Source organism: Streptomyces hokutonensis (assembly GCF_042751305.1).
Lineage (GTDB): Bacteria > Actinomycetota > Actinomycetes > Streptomycetales > Streptomycetaceae > Streptomyces > Streptomyces hokutonensis_A.
Genome location: NZ_JBHYWD010000008.1, coordinates 185,438 through 202,657, shown reverse-complemented (window position 1 = coordinate 202,657; position 17,220 = coordinate 185,438). Strand labels below are relative to the sequence as shown.

The following is a 17,220-nucleotide window of genomic DNA, read 5'->3' as shown; positions in this document are numbered from 1 at the left end:
CAAGTGATCGGCTAGAGATCAGGAAGCAGTTTGCCTGTGATACGTCCACCTGCGCTATGAACAGCATGGCTACTGGGCCCAACGAGTCGCCGTCGACAGCAAGACCCGAGGCCCTCGTCGGCAAGAAACCCTGCCGCGTCAGCCAGCACACTCTATTGATGGCTACCGCTGCGGGCGCTCTGCCAGTCCGTCCTCTGGCAGGGGATAGCGGTAGGCGGTAGCCACAAGCTCTTCGCGCTTCGGCGTCCAGTCAGCCCACATGCGCCAACGCCCGCCATGGCAGCGGAGGTTGTCGTCAAGATCAATCTGGTCTATCACTATCAGGTGGGTCCCGACACCTTCAGCGTGTCGGACCTCACCTTCCGTGAGATCGATTGCCTCGCGACTGGTGGTGCTGCCTTTCACTTCAATGTGCGTCTCAGTTCCGTCTCTTCGGACGGTGATGTCCCATGGTGAGCGGTCACCCACGTCCTCCGCCTCATAGCCCAGCGATCGGTAGTGATCGAGCACCAGATCCATCGCGTACCGTTCCACGGCTCGTCGCCGCCGGGCGTCTTGCTGGCGCCCGTACCCGCTGGACGCTGTCGGCTTGGACCGGGACGTGGGAGAACGGTCAGGTACTTCCGGTTCATGAGGTTCAGAGATCGCTGTCTGGCGCAGCTCCAGCAGCTCAGGAAGCTCCTCCACCAACGCCCGTGGCAGTTTGGTGAGATAGCCCTGCGCCGCTCGAAGAGGTCGGGTCTCGGACAGGGCGAAGGGAAAGTAGACCGGGCCTTCGACTGACTCCGTGAGGCGGTCGCGCAGCGACCGGATGTGAGTTTCGATCTCCCGCAGACGTGCCTGTGTGACCGGCTGCTTCAACTGCCGGTACCCGCCCAGCGGCGCCTGCCAGGCGGCCTCCGGCCCCGACGCATTCCTTTGGCGGCCGTACGTACCTCGGCTCTGCCACGTGATGGTGGATGCGAGCGGCTCGCCCAGCACGTGGGAGTAGCCAACGATGCCGGGCCCGTGGTTCTTGTCCCAGTGCAGGACCAGGTCGCCAGGCCGTACCTCACGGACGAGGGCGTACGACCAGTACTCCACACCCTGGTCGTTGACCTGCGGCGCAAGCAGATTGGTGCCGATGTCGTCGCGGTTTGTGATCTCCAGCCAGTAGCGTTCGCTCGGATCTCGTCTCCACCACCGGTTTACAGGCATGCCCTCACCCCGACTATCGGCTCGGCTGGCTGCCGATCATGCCAGGGGCAACCGTTGCCCCGAAGCCGAACGCAGCCATTCACCCCGGCAGCTATGCCCCGATGGCAGGCACCGGTACTGATCGGCATCCCTATAGCTTTTGTGATGGTTGGTCCCCTTACTGATGGAGCGGATCAGGAACCGACAGATTTACAGCGGGCTGACTGAGGTGGCTCTGATCAGGTAGTTTTCATGGGAGATGGGTGAAGCTCTGCTCCAGCCAGTGCTCCACTGCGGCGACCGTGGTGTGCCCGTGCTGCCTGAGCACGTCCACGATGTCTTTGCCGCAGACAAGGGCAATGGGGTGGCCGTCCTCGTGCACCTCGTCCTGGACCTGCTTGTGGAAGTAGGAGGTGGTGACGAGAACGCCGAAGTTGCGGTGCCGCAGGCGGGAGATGAGGCGGGAGACTTCCCGGACGCCGACGGAGTTGGTTGGGGCATAGCACTTGGCTTCGAGGGCGAAGTCGATGGTGATGGTGGCGGCTGCGGGCCCGAGGATGTACTGGCCAACGGCGTCGCGTCCTCCGTCGCGGCTGGGACGGGTCAGATCGCAGGCTCCGGTGCGAGGGGCGACCAGGCGCCAGAGGGCGACGGCGCAGGCCTCGAAGTCGTGCTCGCGGCCGTGGAAGTAGCTGCGGATGGCATCCAGAATCGCCCGGCCTTCCTGGTCGTCCGGTAGCTGGTCGGCCTTCGACCGTATGGTCGTCGTCGAAGGGGCCAGCAGCGGCGTATAGGCGCGTCCCTTGACCCAGCTGCGCCATGCCGGCGGACATCCGCCGTCCAGAGAACTGCCGCCGTTCAGCAGATGCTCGACCCATTCCCTGCTGATGCGGGCTTCGTCAAGGACCGTGAACCTGGCCCGGTAGTTCTGGAAACGCTCGCCCGAAGTAGCCCGCCAGATCGCCGCCAGTTCGTCGTCTGGGCTGAGTGCCGGACCGCCGGGTGCGAGCAGGCCGCGGAAGCGCACCGCCCGTCCGGTGCTCGAGGCTTTCTCAAAGAGCAGGAAGGGCGGCACGCCGGTGAGCCGGTCCGTCTCGGTGCTGTGAGAGGCGGCGAAGGCGTCCCGCAGCAGGATGTTGCCGCCGCGGGGAGTGCCGTGGAGGTCCTGGCCCGGCTTCTTGTTGTCGCCGTAGTAGGTGAACGTGCCTGTATCCAGGTCAAGCTGGTCGGGCCAGTCCACGTCAACGCCGCTTGTGTAGAGGACGGCCAGGCGGACCGTCTGTTTGGCCGGTGAGCCCTTGTAGCGGAAGCCGCCCTGGTTCCCAACCCCCTTGATGAGACGGGCAATCGGGTCGTCTCCCGAATGCCCGTTGGAACCGCCGGCGTAGACGGTATCCACCGCGAGGTCGGCGGTTGCCAGACCGGCAAAGGGCACATGCGGCTCAAGGGCTGCTGCAGGAGTCATGCTGTAGATCTAGCATCCGCCGCTGACACTGCTGTCGCAGTAGGACGACAGCAGTGTCAGGCGCAGGAGGTGCCTGACAGGGGGCTACGCCGCTGCCTCTGGGGCGGAGCTGGGCACTACGAGTTGTCCGATCTTGGTCCGGGGGCGTCTGCGAGCGTCCGTGCAACTGCCTACGTCCCAGGTTGAGCGAGGGTGTGGACGCTCACGGACCAAGCCAGACACCAGCAGATCGCTTGATAATCGAGACCACGAGTGAGACCAGGTGCTTGCATCACGCGGCCCAAGAACCCGCCCCCCATACACAAGGCACTCAACTAGCCTCAGCGGTTAAGCAGGAGCAGCTCGCTTTGATCCTGCAAGGTCGGATCATAAAGCGTTCGGACCAATAACGCGCAAGTTCCGTCTGTGGGCTTGGGCGTTGCGGTAGTGCCCCGCGGATCTGCATAAACAGCAGTTGGACCAGCAAGCGGGGCTGGGGTGTTGCTGATCTGCACGCCCTAAGTGTTCGAATTTTCCCTACGCAACCAATCCGTACCGGGGTACGTCGTAGATGTAAATCCTCCAAACGAGACGGAATGGCTTTACATCAAGTGACTCAAGCAACTCGCCCGAACGAACCAGACCCTCCCACCTCACCCCCATCACAAGTGCCCTCGCCACAGCCAACTCCCGATCCAGGCCAGACTCCAAGTCTCCGACCTTCAAGGAGGCTGCGGGCTCGACAAGCTCTGCACAGAACAAACTGGGAAAGGTTGGCCACCATTACGGCGGCGGCCGCTGCCGCCGTAGGCCTCGTGTTCAGCGCATGGACCACTTACATTTCGCAGGAGGTAGCACGAGATCAGCTAGCGCACTCTAGAGATCAAGATGAAGAATCAGAGCGCTCCCAGGCAGCTTCAGCAGATGCGTGGGTGGAACAAAGGTGGACGAGCGCAGTCACGGTATTGGTCGTCGCAAACAGATCCCCCGACCCACTTAAGGATGTAGTAGTCGGCATGATAGTTGAAGGGAGCGCCGAAGCAGGGAAAAAGTATTTGAAGGTCGCCATTATTTCAGCAGCGGACTCAATTCCGCCGTGTTCGAAAGTGGAACTACATCTAAACAGCATCTACGCTGCCGATGGAAAGGAAAATGTCCCATTGGAAGGTGTCACCGTTTACGACTACTTTCTTTCATTCAGGGATGCGAACGCCAGGAAATGGGAGCGCGATAAACATGGCAGCCTCCACCAAATCCCTGGAAAGTCCGACAACTCCACCCAGGATGAGTACCTGTCTCTCGGAGGAACTCCGGAATACGATGGACCACATCAAGCAAAAATTGACGAGGAGCTCAACTCTTATAAGCCTCTTGACTGCGGAGATAAGTGATCCACGGTTCACTTTGCCCCGCTGCAACCTCCCGGCCCCGAGGAGCGAACGAGATCGCCACGTCTTAGCCAGCACGGTTATTCGGTTGCTCTCACAACTAACGCATGGCATCCTTTAAGGCTCTGCTCCTCCACTTTAAGGATGCTCGTGAACAGACCTGAAGCGATCGAATGGCACCTCGGCCATATGGCACGAGATGCCTCCACTGGTAAGCACTCCGAATGGAGCGTAGGGGCCCCGGTCAGCGCGGACGTCGTACAAGAACATCAGCGGCACGCCAACTTCCTGATAGCGCTATTCTCCGAATCGCCTTACTCAGGACTGGAAAAGCGCTACCTGGAACTCAAGACGGTCTTGACGTCATTGCAGAATCCGCACACCAAAAATGGGACGCTACCCTATCTTGGCAATGAAATCCGGACACGACTAGACGACCTCCTTTCAGCACTACGCGCATTCGACGACCGAACTTCACACGACCTGAAGAAGAGTTTCGGCGAGAATTCCGAACCCTTCCGAACCTTCAAAGAGGCTCTCTCGCACGAATACGATAACGAGTTCGCCTACCGGTTCATGTTCAAATTGAGAAACTACAGTCAGCACTGTGGCCAACCTGAAATGGCAGGCCAAGTAAGAAGCAGTCGAGCAGCTGACGGAACCACCGTGAGGCTCGCATCGCTCGCTTTTGACTCTAGAGAGCTACTGCGCCGCTTCAACAAGTGGGGAACTCAGGTAAAGGAAGAGCTAAAGGAGATTGACGGAAGATTCGAAGTCGAACCAATCGTAGACAGGCTAATGTTTTCCTGCGGCCAGGCATATAGCAAGATGCTGGTTTCACAGGAATCTGCCATTCGATCCGCCTCTGCATTCATTCGCACTTGCGACAGGCGCCCCGACGGAATTGACGCGCTCCCGTGTTTCTTTGGACTGGAGCGCGGCCAAGGGATTAAAAGCGGCACTACGGATTGGTCGGTTAAATTCGTACTGCTCGAAATCGCCAATCACGCAGAGGTGACTCTAAATTCCGCGAAAGCAGTCACGGGAGGGAACTGTTAAGCGCGGTGAAATATGCCCACAAGAGCTAACAGGCACAATCTCTTCGACCTAAGAATTAAGCGCTTTCCGTAGGCCTCAGGGCTTCGCAGCAGTAGCATTGGCCCCGCACTTCTCTGACGGCGGTAGCCTGCAGATCTGCCCGTGCCTGACGCTGTCGGGGGAATGCTCGGGTCAGACGAACTCGTACTGAAGCTCGTAGAGATGCCCCGCTTTGGCCATCACTGTGACCTCGATCGGACGTTCGCCGTCGCTGTAGACCACGCGGAACGTGCGAAGTACGGGTAGGTCGCTGGGCAATTGCAGCGCCTCGAACTGCTCCTGAGTGGGCACACGGGCCGACACCCGGTCCACCGTGTGGCGCGGCCGGTACCCCATCTCGGCAAGCAGGGCAGGCGTTCCGCCGCGGATCTTCCGCTTCTCAGCCATCGCTGTCCCTCGGGCAAGCTCGACCGGGTAGTAGGACTTCACCAGTTCAACCGGCACGTCGTCGTACGAGAGAACCTGGCTCCTCAGGACGGCCGTTCCCCCCTCGCTCAACCCCAGCGCTGCGGTCACGTCCGTCGGCGGCTGCACTTCGGTGACCTCCAGCAGCTCGATGCTTCCGCGCTTGCCTCTCCTGCCAGCCACGGTGAGCCACGAGTACTGCTCACCAGGGGGAGCCGGCTGCCCGGTGTCGGCGGGTCGGATGGTCTCCTGCCGGTGCTCCCGAACTGTGACGCTCGCGCCGGCGCGGCCGATGACAAGGCGTTCGTCCTTCAGAACCTGGAGGGCCTTCTGCACGGTGGCGTTGGAGGCTTCGAACCGATCCTTGAGCCGCTGCGTTGACGGGAGACTGGCTCCGGGCTGAAGGTCGCCCGACATGATCTCGTCGCGCAGATCGGCTGCGATGCGCTCGTGAAGGGGACGCCGATCGTACGCGTCTTGCTCTGCCTTAGGCATGTCAGATCCTCGGTTCGAGTTCGTAGCGAAGTCGCTGCCCGCTCGCGGGGAAGACGGACGCGTCAACCTGGAAGGGCCGACCGGCGGCGTCCAGCGTTACCCGGGTCATGCACAGAACGGGGTCGGCGTCTGTGAGGCCAAGCACTTGCCGTTCGGCATCCGTCGGCATCCGTGCTGAGACTTCCTCTCGGACGCGATGCGCGGTGTGGCCCAGTTCGGCGAGAAGCGTGACCGCGCCACCCCGAATCTTGGCGGTCCCCTCCAGTCGCGTGCCACGGGCGATATCCACCGGGTAGTAGGTGTCGGTCAGCTCGGTCGGCTGGTCATCCAGGTAGATGACCCGCTGTCGCACCACAACGTCAGTGCCGTCTTCGATCGACAACAGCGCCGCCACCTCCGCGGGCGCGGGCACCTCACCGGCCCGGACGATGCGCTGACGGCCGACGCCTCCCTTGGCAGCGGCTTCGTCCTGCCACGCGTCCCCCTCCCCCTCCGCCCTGGGCACCACGTACGGCACCGAGCTACTGACCCAATCGCTGCTGCTCACTTAGTCCCCATCTCAGTCCGTTCGGCTGTCGACCTCACCGCTTTACACAGTAAGCGATACAGCCCTCATCCCGACCTTGCTGCATTTCGCGAATAGCGATACGGTCAGCGCATCGCCGACGCGCAAGCGGAAGCGGTGCGGAGGGGCCTTCTTTGGGCTGCTCTGTGGCAGAGGGCGGGGACGCTGCAATCCCGCTAAAGGCCAGGTGGAGCAGGGTTTCGGCCCGACTGGCGAGGTGGCCCGGTGACCGCGAGCAACGGCCGGCGTGTGGGGACACGGTCCCCCTTGCAGTGCGTATCCCCTGGTCAGTAGGACAAAGGAGCTTCAGTGAGTCGACGAATGTGATGGGCGCGGCCGTGACCGACCGGCACGGCGGCGCCGCTCCATCCCTGGTCCGCAGGCACCGCAGGTGCCGCGCCCAACCGGTCACCTTCCACCGAATCGCGGCGGCTAGCGCCGCGCCGGTTGCTCGCCCCGCCCGTCCGGCCCGCGCGGTCGTACGGACGGGGTTGAGGGGAGCCGGAGGATCTGGTTTCCAACGGCGCGCGGCCCCGGTGTTCGAGCACCGGGGCCGCTGTTCTGGGCCGTTCCCATCTGAGAGGAGCACGACCCATGAAGTACATCGTTGCAGGCCATCAGGCCGTCACCGAATCGGAGTTCGCGGAACTGGCGCTGGGTACCCCGGTTGAGCTGTGGCTCGGGGTCGACGGCGAGAGCGACGAGGAGCGCGCGGCCCGCCTGGACGCGGCCCGCGACATCCTCACCGACCCCGAGTTCCGCAGTCTGCCCGACGACCTGGTTCGCCTGGCCGCGCAGGTTGTCGAGAACCACCCGGACCTGTTCAACGTGGTCCCGCTGGCCCGCCCCGGCCGGCGCTGTACTGCCCGGACGGTGGCCGCGTGAGCGAGAACGTGTCGCTGGACGACCTGTCCGTGCCACTGCGCGCACTGCGCCTGCTGGCCGGCGACTTCGGGCACCTGCCCGCACCGGACGTGCACGTCTCCACGATCTACCCGGAGCAGTTGGAGCTGACGTTCTACGACGACCTGACCGGCTTCGAGATGTGGCGCGAGGCGCTGAGGATCGCCCCGGACGCGGTGACGTGCCGGGAGCAAGGCAACGGTAGTACGCGACGCCTGCGCGCGAGCGTCGACCACGCGGGCGCCACAGTGCAGTTGATCGCCTACGCGGACGTCGTCACCCCGGTCGTGGTCGGGGGTGCGGCATGAGTGCCGCGGCCCGCGTCGACGTGCGGTCGACGCCCGTCGAAGCACCGTTGACGCCCGTCGCCGTGGACTACGCGATCACCACGTTGGCGAGCGTTCTCACGGTGGTGCTGACCGCGGTGGCGTTCTGGCTCTCCTACGAGCACTTGCAGGAAGTCGCCGCCGGACACGGCATGGCGCAAGCGGTGGCCCGCTCGTGGGCGTGGCCGGCCACGGTGGACCTGTTCATCGTGATCGGCGAGTTGCTGATCCTGCGTGCCTCGCTCGCCCACCGGGTCGACTGGTGGGCAATCGGCCTGGTCACCGCCGGAGACGGCGCCTCCATCGGCCTCAACGTCGCCGGAGTCGGCCAGGACGCGGGCGCCCTCAACTACGTGGTCGCCGCCGTTCCCCCGGTGGCCGCGCTGCTCGCGTTCGGCGCCCTCATGCGGCAGGTCCACGCCTACCTGGCCCGCCGGGCTTCGACGGGCGTCACCCTCCCGCCGCCGGGCGTCGAAACCCCGTCGACACCCGTCGAAGTGAGCGTCGACCGCCCCACGTCCACTCCGTCCACGGTCCCCCTGAACGAAGGGGAGTCGGTGCCGGAACTCCCGGCGTTCGTGCCGGAAGCCGCGCCCGCGTCGACGCCCGTCGCCGTGGAAGCGGTGCCCGTCGCGATGTCGTCGACGGCCGTCGACCTGTGCGCCCCGGTGGTCTACCCGAACCGGGTGGATCAGTTGGTGCGGGCCCTGTACGGGAGCGACTTCACCCAGCCGAGCACCACCCGCATGGTCATGGCGATGGACGCGGCAGGGCTGGGCACGTCGCAGTCCACGGCCCGCACCGCGCGCGGTCGGGTCAAGGCGCGGGAGCCGCACCTGGCCAACTTCCCTGCCGCGATCGCGGGCTGAAGGGGGAGCGGGTCATGTCGCTCACGTTCGCCAAGTGCCTCGACCCGAACGGCGCCCGCTACGGGATACCCACCTTCCCCTGGCGCCACGTCCCCGACGGCTACGCCACCCGCCGCCAACTCCGCGCCCGCGGCCTGCGCCCCGGCGGCCAGCAAGTCGCCGCCCAGGCCTTACGCCCGCGCTACCGGCGCGGCCCGCTCGTCGCCTACTTCTACCGGCTCGACCACGCCAAGCCCGTCCGGCCCATGACGCCGGCCAAGCGGGCCGCGCTGGCCAAGGCCAATCTCGCCCGCCGCACCTGCCCGAACTGCCGGACGGATGCCGGCTACGTCATCCCCACCTCACTCGGAGTGTGCGTGCCCTGCGCCTACCCCGACGACGAACAGCGCGCCGCCTGAACACCCCTACTGCACTTGGGAGTTTCGCTGTGTCCAGCCGTACCCGAGCCCGCGGCACCGCCGGGGTTCACACCGTCCGTATCCCGCACCAGCGCGGACGCCGTTCCGCTCAGCCATTCGTCGTGGTCGTGCCCGAACGCCCCTCGCTCACCCGCGAGGCACTGACCGCGATCGGCGGTCTGCTGTGGCGCTTCCGCCGCCCGCTCATCCCGACCGCGCTGGCCCTGCTCGCGTGGCCGGTGACCGCACTCCTGCACGCGATCGCCTGGTGGTCGGGCCTGCTGCTCGCCCCCGCCGCGGCCGTGCCGGTGCTGTGGCTGCTGGTCATGCAGCGCCGCCGCCCGGCCCGGAGCTCCGTGCTGGCCTGGCGAGCCGGCCTGGCCCTGCTCGCCACCACCACCGCCGCATGGGCCGCGTTCGCCGCCGGGTTCGGCCCGCTGGCCGGTCCGCTCCCGCTGCTGTGGCTGCTGACCTGGCTGATCGCGCAGACCGCCTGGCTCATCGTCCGCCGCTCCCACTGACCTGAGGAGACACCTCTGATGGCAACCCCTCCCCGCTACGCCAAGGGCGCTCCGGGCGCCGGCGCCAACGGATCCCAGACCAAGGGACCCGTCAACAAGACCAAGAAGTTCGGTGCCACGTTCGCACCGGGCTTCACCATCAACGTCAACCAGGGCGGCCAGATGGCCACCTCCGGTGGCGGCGGGACCGGTCGCGGTGGTGGCCGCGCCGAATCCCTGCTCCCTGCACCGGAGTTCACCTCCCCCGCGCAGGTCCGCAACTACTGCAACACCCTGCGCGCCGCCGGCGTCACCCTCTCCATCGAGGTCGCCATGGCCGCGGAGATCCTCAAGAGCGTGCTCACGGCGGTCCCCGACCCCGAGGGACGGCCGTTCGGCTCCCGGGTCCGCGCCGCGAAGGTGGCCCGCAAGATGCAGAAGTCCGCGGACGCGCTGCGGGACGCCGCGAAGAACGCCGCGGCCACCTACTCGGTCTTCCAGCAGCAGTACGAGGAAGAGATCAACCGCGTCCGTCACCGCGCCCGCAAGCCACAGCAGCCCGTCATCAACTGGGCACAGCAGTAAGGAGGTTGAATCTGATGGCTGAGCGCAGTCAACAGCAGCAGCTTGCCGAGCTGCTCGAAGTACAGCTCCAGGGCGGCTCGGACGCCGGCGGGGTCGGCAAGTACCTGCTGCACCGGGCCAAGCCCCACCTGCCCCCGTGGCTCGCCTGGGGCGGCACCGGCCTGGCCGGCGTCCTCGGCAACGCCCGCTGGGACGGGAGCGCCGCCGCCGGCGTCGGCCTGACCCTCGCGTCAGTGGCACTGACCGGGGCAACCTGGTGGGCGGGCCGGACCACGAGCCAGCAACGGCAGTTGCACTCAGCCATCACGGTGGCCTGCGGTTCTGCCTGGCTCACCGCCGCCTGCCTCGCCGGACCCACCGCAGGGCCGATCGACGACCTCTACCTGATGGCCGGCCCGGCGCTGGCCCTGTCGTGGAACATTCGCATGGTCCTGCGGCACAACCCCGACGCGACCGGCCAGAGTTCGGACAAGGGGCTGCTGGAGAAGGTGGGTCTGGCGCGGGCGCAGATGGGTGCGGCGAAGGTGGAACCCAACCGGGTCACCGCCCCCGTCGCGCTCGAAGCGGGCGTGCAGACCAACGACGACATGGCCAAGGCGCTGGGCAACATCGCCTCCGCGCTGGACCTGCCGACCTCCGCCGTCCGCTACAACCCCGACCCGGGCTCCGCCCGCCGCGGCGAACTCGTCATCGTGCCCGAAGACATGCTCGCCGAAGTCGTCGAATGGGAAGGTCCCTCGAACCTGGGTGGGTCGATCGCCGAGCCGCTGGTCATCGGGCGCTACGACGACGGCTCGCTGCTGGTGATGTGGCTTCCGGGCGACCCGGACGCCGGCCGCAACTCCACACACGGACTGATCGCGGGCCAGTCCGGATCCGGCAAGGGCGACGCCGCGCTGAACCTGCTCACGGAGATCCTCTCCCGCAGGGACGTCATCGTCTGGTTCTCCGACCCCAAGGCCTTCCAGGACTTCGCCACCCTGCGCCCCGGTCTCGACTGGGCAGTTGAGGGCGGCACGTCCACCGAAGTCATGGTCGCGGCGGTTGAGGCCGTCATCCCGGCGCGGACGCGCTGGCTGGGTGCCCATGGCTACCGGCAGTGGGTCCCCGCCGCCGCACAGGTACAGAACAGCCCGGAGCACAGCTGCCGTACGGACGGCAGCGCGTGCGGGTGCGCGGGGATGCCGTTCCTGGTGGCCTGGTTCGAGGAGGCCGCGAACACCCTGCGTGCGCTGGGTGACGACGCGTTCACCGGCATCGCGCAGGAAGCCCGGTCGGCCGGTGTCTCACTGATCGTGTCGCTTCAGCGTCCGTCCTACGACCAGATGTCGACCAGCACCCGCGCCTCCCTCCCGTCCGTGATCGCGCTCGGCTGCGACGCACGCGATGAGGGGTTCGTCCTGCCCGACGAGGTGCTCGCCGCGGGCGCCCACCCGGGCGCGTGGGCCAACCGGCGACCCGGCTACTGCTACGTCGTCTCGCCAGGTATCCCGGAGGACCGCTACGCCGCCCCGGGTCGTACCCGCCGCTTCACCCACCGGGCGGTGCCGGTCATGGAATTGCTCGCCACCTGGGCACAGCGCAACGGCGCCACTGCCGACCCCGTCACCGCCGGCGCAGCCTCCAGCATCGCCGGCCGCGCCTACACCGGCCGCACCGCACCCGGCACCGAGCAGACGACGACGGTACTGCGGGCCGTCGACGAGGAGGACGACGACATGGAATCCGCCGGTCTGCTCGTCGACCCCGAGGACCAGCACATCGACCCGGAGGCCGAACTCCCGGACCCGGAGCAGGGGGACGACGTTCCGCTGTTCGGTCAGGAGACCGGGCGCAAGCCGTCTCCGGCAGAGGCGCGGCGGCTGTTCGCGGACGCGCTCGCAGAGTTCGAGTCGACCGGACAGATGATCGTGGGCCCGAAGGACTTCATGGACTGGTGCGACCGGCACAGCCTCTCCCGCCCGTGGGTGTCCGAGCGGCTCAAGGAAGCCGCGCTGGAGGGCCGGCTGGAGGCGACGAACACCACCGGGCGGTGGCGGATCGTGCCCGTCCTGACGGCTGCCTGACACCTGACACCGTCACGCCCCTCTGACACTCAAACCCCTAGGCAGACCGGGTGTCAGAAACGCGTGACGCCCCCTCGTGACACCCCTGACACCCCCGCCTGACACCCGCCCCGCGCGCATCCGCGCCACCTGCTGGCGCGGGCCCGCGGCACACCCGAAGGGAGCCAGAAGATGAGCCAGCACACCCCGCCCGGCCAGATGGCCCCGCACATTCCCGCCGACCTCTACCACCACGCCCAGGCCACCGGACAGCCCGTCGTCATCGTCGTCACGGCCACCACCCCGCCCGGCTTCCCGTGGCAGAAGTTACTGATTCCGTTCGCGATCGCCGGGGCCGCCGCGCTCGGCACGTGGGGTGTGGTCGCCGCGCTGTGCTGGCTGATGGATGTCGCCTCGCACACCGCGACCGTCATCGCCGGGGCCGCCGGACCGGTCGGCGCCGGCGGCATCACGATCAAGCTCTTCTCGAAGAAGTAGCTACGCCAAGGGCGGCCCCCTCGTCTCGCCAAAGTCGCGGGGCCGCCCTTGTCAGCCAGCACCTTCAACAGGACTGGAGACATCCAGCATGACCGAACCGACCGACATTCGGCGAGCACGGGTCGTGTCCCGCCCACTCAGGGTTGTGGACGCGTCCTTGACCAAGAGCGCGACCGGAGCGGGCAGCCGACTGTTCCCTGACGGCATCGTTGAACTGTTCCGTGGACCGGGTGGCTGGGCTGAGGGCCTGCGCATGCTCGGTCTGGCCGACATCGGCCTCGAGTGGGACACAGCGGCGTGTCAGACCGCGCACGCCGCCGGCCACGCGACCATCCAGACCGACGTGGCTGCCTACCCGACCCACCCGTTCAAGAAGCGCGTCACCGGGCTCATCGCGTCGCCGCCGTGTCAGGCCTGGTCCCGCGCCGGGAAGCGCGGCGGGCTCGCCGATCAGCCGCTCGTGCACCAGGCCGTTCACGACCTCGCCCATGGCCGCGACACCCGTACCCGACTCCTGGCCCAGTGCAAGGACGAGCGCTCCCTGCTTGCCGCAGAGCCGATGCGCTGGCTGTACGACCTGCGCCCCGAGTGGGTGTGCCTGGAGGAAGTCCCCGACGTCCTCCCGCTGTTCCGGCAGATCGCCGCCGTGCTCCGGGCGTGGGGATACAGCGTGTGGGCGGGCGTGGTGAACGCCGCCGACTACGGCGTCCCCCAGAGCCGGCGCCGCGCGATCCTCATCGCCTCCCGGACCCGGCCGGTCACCGCGCCAGTGCCGACCCACAGCGAGCATGGCGCCGCCGGCCTGTTCGGCGACGACCTGCCCCGCTGGATCACGATGGCCGAAGCCCTCGGCTGGGGGGCCACAGACCGTCCCGCGCCCACCGTCACCGCCGGCGGCGGCAAAACCGGCGGCCCCGAGCCGTTCCCGTCCCAGGCACGCGCCGCACTGCTCGCCGCCCAGCGGCGCGGCGCCTGGGTCCTCCACACCAACCGCAACCAGCAGCCCGACGGCAGTCGGCAGACCGCCGACCCCTACGCCGGTCCCGCCCCCACCTTCACCGCCAAGTCCGGCGGACAGTGGGTGCTGCGCCGCGGCTCCCAGGAAGAGCCGGACACCGTCCGCATCACCGTCGCTGAGGGCGCCGTACTCCAGTCGTTCCGGGCCGACTACCCGTTCCAGGGCACCAAGACCAAGCAATTCGAGCAGGTCGGCAACGCCGTGCCCCCACTGCTCGCCGCGCACATCACCTCCGTGACCACCGGCATCCCGGTCCACGCAGCCCTGGAGATGGCCGCATGAACGAGCACCTGCGGACCGCGCTGACGCTCGCTGCGAACGGCGTTCCGGTGCTGCCGCTGCGGGCAGGGAAGGTCCCGTTCGGCAACTGCCGCACCTGCGCGAGGAACACGTGCGGCGGCCGGCCGAATATGAAGAACCCCGGCCCCTGCACCTGCCCGCACCCCTGTCACGGCTGGGCCGCCGCCACCACCGACCCGCACGTCCTCAGCTCCCCCCACTGGGAGGCGGCATGGCGACAGGCCGCGGCGGTCGCCTATCACCCCGGGGGCGCCGGACTGACCGTCGTGGACCTCGACAACGCAGACGCCATCACGTGGGCCCGTGCCAGCCTGCCCGCCACACGGACCGTGCCGACGACGCGCGGAGAGCACTGGCTCTACCAGGGCGCCATGCCCTCCGCCAACGCGGTACGGCCCGGCGTCGACGTCAAGTCCCTCATGTCCTACGCCCGTTGGCTCGGACACGGTACCGGGCACACGACTGCGCTGCCGGACGTCGTACGCGCCCTGCTGGTGAAGGAACCCTCCCCGGTCCGGCCCACAGTGCAGGTCGTCACCGTGCCCGCGCTGTCCGGGGGAGGCGAGTGCCGCCATCGCACACCGACCTACCTGGACCGTGGCATCGCCATGGCCGAGCAGCAGATCACCGGGGCTCGTGAGGCGGTGCACGCCACCGTCTACCGGACGTTCCTTGCCGTGCTGTCCACGCACGGCCGGTGCGGCTGCCTCACCGACGCCCACATGGAGCGGCTGTTCACCGCAGCTCAGACCAAGGGCGAGTCCGTCCGGCACTGCACCGACGCGTGGACCAACGCCCGCACCACGTTGGGACTGTGACCGTGTCTGACGACGATAACAATCCGGCCCGCAAGGCCATCGCGGACTACGCGCAAGAGCACTTCCGCTACTTCCGTACCGCTGACGGAACCGTGTACGCGCAGAAGAACGGCCACCCCGTGGCCCGCCCGATCCGCTCCCAGGGCACCTCAGGCAGCCACCGGCAGGAACTCATGGTCGGCCTGTTCAAGGACGGGCTTGGCGTGTTCAACGGGACCGCCCTCAAGGAGGCGTTGGACTTGATCGAAGCACTCGCGATGAGCGAGAACGTGCAGCCCGTCCACATCCGCGTCGCCCCCGGCTTCGACGGCGCGACCTGGCTGGACCTGGGACGCAACGACGGACAGTCCGTCCGCATCCACCCCACCGGCTGGGACATCCTCACACCCGACCCACAGGAAGTCTGCTGGCGGCGCACCCAGCTCACAGGCGAACTCCCCCTGCCTGCCAAAGACACCGACGGCAAGGGCATCGACCTGCTGCTGCGGCTGTGCAACTTCGCCAACGCGGAGACCGAGTGCCTGGCCGTGGCGTGGCTGATCGGCTGCCTGGGGCCGTCCGTACCGGTCCCCGCGCCATTCCTCACCGGCCCACAGGGTGCGGGCAAGTCCACCGGCGGACGCATGCTGGTGCGGATCATCGAAGGGATGAGTGGCGACCTGCGCCGGGCCCCGAAGGACGAAGAGAACCTGATCGCGGCCGTCGCCGCAGGATGGGTCACCGCCCTGGACAACCTCTCCCACCTCGCCCCGGACCTGTCCGATCTGATGTGCTGCATCGTCACCGGAGCGGAAACCATCAAACGCGCCCTCTACACCGACGGCGACGTGGTCCGCGCCCGCTACCGCCGACCGCTGCTCCTGACGGGGATCGACGTGGGAGTCATCCGGCCCGACCTCGCCGAACGCCTCCTGCCGCTGCGCCTGGAACGCCCCCGCGTACGGCGGACCGAGGCGGAGCTGTGGACGGAGTTCGAAGAGGTTCTTCCCGTCGTGCTCGGGTCGCTGCTCGATCTCACCGTCAAGGTCCGTGCGTCCGAGGCCGACATCCCCACCGACCTGCGCATGGCCGACTTCGCCCACCTGTGCGCACAGTTCGACGCAGCAACGGGGCTCGGGGCGCTCAACGCCTACCGTGCCAGCCTGGATGACCTCAACGACGACGTCATCGAGGGCGACCTGTTGGCGCAGACCGTGCTCAAATACGCGGCTGGCCTGGACGCTGGCATGGAGCAGCGGATGACCTCGACGGAGTGGCTGCGCTGCCTCACCCGCCTATACACCGGCGAGGACTCCCAACCCCTACCCAAGGGCTGGCCCACCACCGGCAAGGTCCTCTCCGACCGCCTCAAACGCCTCCAACCTACCCTGGCCGCCCGCGGCGTCCTCATCGACTCTGGCCGCACCAAAGAAGGCCGTTACATCGAGATGACCCACTCGTCGGCCCTGCTCCCACATGAGCAGCAGGCGTTCTGACCGACGACCGGCAACCGCCTGCACAAGCAAGAGGAGCACCACCGGCGCTGGGCGTGCTCCTCTTGCTGTTCGGCGCTCGCGCCGCCCCAAGGTCGCGCCGCGCCGCGGCTCCTTTCACGCCGTGAGGGGTACGCCATCACCACAGACACCCCCTCCTCTTTTTCCTAAGAGAGGAACGCTGCGTCACCTGCGTCACCGAGGCCCGGAAAACGACGGGTGACCTGCGCATACAGCGGTGACGCAGACGGCCATCGGCTGCGTCATCCTGCGTCATCCTGCGTCACCGATGACGGACAGCCTGCGTCACCGGTGACGCACCCCGAAGCCCTGCGTCACCAAGAAACCGCAGGTCAGGCACATCGGATGACGTAGATGACGCGGTGACGCAGAAATCCGCACCTCGGACAGGCGCAGGCCTCTGAGAAGACCCCGAGCGAACTCCAGAGGAGACATGAAAGTGAGTCAGAAGACCACTGCCCTGCCTCAGCTCCACTCCGCTGCAGACGTGGCCCAAGCCCTTGGTTGCTCCGAGTGGTGGGTGAAGGAGCAGGCTCGAAGGGGGCGCATCCCATTCACCAAGCCAGCAGGCAGCTACCGGTTCACGTCCGAGCATTTTGCAGAGATCATGCGCATCTTCGAGAGCCGTCCCACCGAAAGTAGCAACGCTGCTGTAACTGTCTCACCAGGGCCGCGCCGCCGGGTGACCACAACGGCGGTGCCCGTCACCCCGCTGAAGGCAAGGACGCCACGCAGGGCGCGACACGGCCAATCGCAGTCCACGGCAGCCTGATTCCGTGTGCCGCCCCGCCCCCCCCCCCGGCGGCCCCCCCCGGGATAAGGGGGGGAAGTTTGGGTTTTACGCGAACCACGGCCGCTAAAGGGGCGGGCCGTAAAAACAAGCGCCCGGGCAAGAC

The 17,220-nt window shown here is 67.0% G+C and carries 17 protein-coding genes; 13 read left to right on the top strand and 4 right to left on the bottom strand.

The window, feature by feature from the left end; all coding sequences use genetic code 11:
• Window positions 1-162: 162 nt before the first annotated feature.
• Complete coding sequence (locus ACFXC1_RS22740; protein ID WP_381245250.1) at window positions 163-1,197, bottom strand: protein NO VEIN domain-containing protein; 1,035 nt, start codon at window positions 1,195-1,197, stop codon at window positions 163-165.
• A 229-nt stretch (window positions 1,198-1,426) separates the two neighbouring features.
• Window positions 1,427-2,641, bottom strand: coding sequence for a restriction endonuclease (locus ACFXC1_RS22735; protein WP_381245248.1), 1,215 nt, complete (start codon window positions 2,639-2,641; stop codon window positions 1,427-1,429).
• Window positions 2,642-3,393: 752 nt separating this feature from the next.
• Between ACFXC1_RS22735 and ACFXC1_RS22730 the strand changes: the two genes are divergently transcribed.
• Both ACFXC1_RS22730 and ACFXC1_RS22725 read left to right on the top strand, forming a co-directional pair.
• Complete coding sequence (locus ACFXC1_RS22730; RefSeq protein ID WP_381245247.1) at window positions 3,394-4,011, top strand: hypothetical protein; 618 nt, start codon at window positions 3,394-3,396, stop codon at window positions 4,009-4,011.
• A gap of 147 nt (window positions 4,012-4,158) precedes the next feature.
• Complete coding sequence (locus ACFXC1_RS22725) at window positions 4,159-5,067, top strand: hypothetical protein (protein ID WP_381245245.1); 909 nt, start codon at window positions 4,159-4,161, stop codon at window positions 5,065-5,067.
• A 171-nt stretch (window positions 5,068-5,238) separates the two neighbouring features.
• Here the strand turns inward: ACFXC1_RS22725 and ACFXC1_RS22720 are convergent, their stop codons facing one another.
• Window positions 5,239-6,006: a GntR family transcriptional regulator gene (locus ACFXC1_RS22720; RefSeq protein ID WP_381245243.1), complete on the bottom strand. Its 768-nt coding sequence runs from the start codon at window positions 6,004-6,006 to the stop codon at window positions 5,239-5,241.
• Between the two features lies 1 nt (window position 6,007).
• Window positions 6,008-6,553 carry a GntR family transcriptional regulator gene (locus ACFXC1_RS22715; protein WP_381245241.1) on the bottom strand — a complete coding sequence of 182 codons (546 nt, stop codon included), beginning with the start codon at window positions 6,551-6,553 and terminating at the stop codon, window positions 6,008-6,010.
• A gap of 612 nt (window positions 6,554-7,165) precedes the next feature.
• Between ACFXC1_RS22715 and ACFXC1_RS22710 the strand changes: the two genes are divergently transcribed.
• The 11 genes from ACFXC1_RS22710 to ACFXC1_RS22660 all read left to right on the top strand — a co-directional run bounded on the left by ACFXC1_RS22710 (window position 7,166) and on the right by ACFXC1_RS22660 (window position 16,306).
• Window positions 7,166-7,456, top strand: coding sequence for a hypothetical protein (locus tag ACFXC1_RS22710; protein ID WP_381245239.1), 291 nt, complete (start codon window positions 7,166-7,168; stop codon window positions 7,454-7,456).
• Entirely contained in the window at window positions 7,453-7,782 is a 330-nt protein-coding gene (locus ACFXC1_RS22705) for a hypothetical protein (RefSeq protein WP_381245237.1), read from the top strand. The genes ACFXC1_RS22710 and ACFXC1_RS22705 overlap by 4 nt, the downstream gene beginning before the upstream one ends.
• Complete coding sequence (locus tag ACFXC1_RS22700) at window positions 7,779-8,669, top strand: DUF2637 domain-containing protein (protein WP_381245236.1); 891 nt, start codon at window positions 7,779-7,781, stop codon at window positions 8,667-8,669. Before ACFXC1_RS22705 ends, ACFXC1_RS22700 begins: the two co-directional genes overlap by 4 nt.
• Before the next feature lie 14 nt (window positions 8,670-8,683).
• On the top strand, window positions 8,684-9,067 hold the full coding sequence (locus tag ACFXC1_RS22695; protein ID WP_381245234.1) for an RRQRL motif-containing zinc-binding protein: 384 nt from the start codon (window positions 8,684-8,686) through the stop codon (window positions 9,065-9,067).
• A 29-nt stretch (window positions 9,068-9,096) separates the two neighbouring features.
• Window positions 9,097-9,588, top strand: a complete 492-nt coding sequence (locus ACFXC1_RS22690) for a hypothetical protein (RefSeq protein ID WP_381245232.1) — start codon at window positions 9,097-9,099, stop codon at window positions 9,586-9,588.
• Between the two features lie 18 nt (window positions 9,589-9,606).
• Window positions 9,607-10,152, top strand: a complete 546-nt coding sequence (gene traA / locus ACFXC1_RS22685; RefSeq protein WP_381245230.1) for a plasmid transfer protein TraA — start codon at window positions 9,607-9,609, stop codon at window positions 10,150-10,152.
• 14 nt (window positions 10,153-10,166) lie between these two features.
• Window positions 10,167-12,218 (top strand): plasmid transfer protein TraB, encoded by a 2,052-nt coding sequence (gene traB / locus ACFXC1_RS22680; protein WP_381245229.1) that lies wholly within the window; start codon window positions 10,167-10,169, stop codon window positions 12,216-12,218.
• Between the two features lie 171 nt (window positions 12,219-12,389).
• Window positions 12,390-12,695: a hypothetical protein gene (locus ACFXC1_RS22675; protein WP_381245227.1), complete on the top strand. Its 306-nt coding sequence runs from the start codon at window positions 12,390-12,392 to the stop codon at window positions 12,693-12,695.
• A gap of 157 nt (window positions 12,696-12,852) precedes the next feature.
• Window positions 12,853-13,995, top strand: a complete 1,143-nt coding sequence (locus ACFXC1_RS22670) for a DNA cytosine methyltransferase (RefSeq protein WP_381245225.1) — start codon at window positions 12,853-12,855, stop codon at window positions 13,993-13,995.
• The gene (locus tag ACFXC1_RS22665; RefSeq protein ID WP_381245223.1) at window positions 13,992-14,831 is read left to right on the top strand and encodes a bifunctional DNA primase/polymerase; all 840 of its coding nucleotides are present in this window, start codon (window positions 13,992-13,994) and stop codon (window positions 14,829-14,831) included. Before ACFXC1_RS22670 ends, ACFXC1_RS22665 begins: the two co-directional genes overlap by 4 nt.
• 2 nt (window positions 14,832-14,833) lie before the next feature.
• Window positions 14,834-16,306: an ATP-binding protein gene (locus ACFXC1_RS22660; protein ID WP_381245221.1), complete on the top strand. Its 1,473-nt coding sequence runs from the start codon at window positions 14,834-14,836 to the stop codon at window positions 16,304-16,306.
• The last annotated feature ends 914 nt before the right edge of the window (window positions 16,307-17,220 follow it).

What these genes read in the sequence shown, in the direction of transcription:
- ACFXC1_RS22740 (WP_381245250.1), bottom strand. Translation starts at nt 1,197, where the DNA reads ATGCCTGTAAACCGGTGGTGGAGACGAGATCCGAGCGAACGCTACTGG.
- ACFXC1_RS22735 (WP_381245248.1), bottom strand. Translation starts at nt 2,641, where the DNA reads ATGACTCCTGCAGCAGCCCTTGAGCCGCATGTGCCCTTTGCCGGTCTG.
- ACFXC1_RS22720 (WP_381245243.1), bottom strand. Translation starts at nt 6,006, where the DNA reads ATGCCTAAGGCAGAGCAAGACGCGTACGATCGGCGTCCCCTTCACGAG.
- ACFXC1_RS22710 (WP_381245239.1), top strand. Translation starts at nt 7,166, where the DNA reads ATGAAGTACATCGTTGCAGGCCATCAGGCCGTCACCGAATCGGAGTTC.
- ACFXC1_RS22700 (WP_381245236.1), top strand. Translation starts at nt 7,779, where the DNA reads ATGAGTGCCGCGGCCCGCGTCGACGTGCGGTCGACGCCCGTCGAAGCA.
- ACFXC1_RS22695 (WP_381245234.1), top strand. Translation starts at nt 8,684, where the DNA reads ATGTCGCTCACGTTCGCCAAGTGCCTCGACCCGAACGGCGCCCGCTAC.
- traA (WP_381245230.1), top strand. Translation starts at nt 9,607, where the DNA reads ATGGCAACCCCTCCCCGCTACGCCAAGGGCGCTCCGGGCGCCGGCGCC.
- traB (WP_381245229.1), top strand. Translation starts at nt 10,167, where the DNA reads ATGGCTGAGCGCAGTCAACAGCAGCAGCTTGCCGAGCTGCTCGAAGTA.
- ACFXC1_RS22675 (WP_381245227.1), top strand. Translation starts at nt 12,390, where the DNA reads ATGAGCCAGCACACCCCGCCCGGCCAGATGGCCCCGCACATTCCCGCC.
- ACFXC1_RS22665 (WP_381245223.1), top strand. Translation starts at nt 13,992, where the DNA reads ATGAACGAGCACCTGCGGACCGCGCTGACGCTCGCTGCGAACGGCGTT.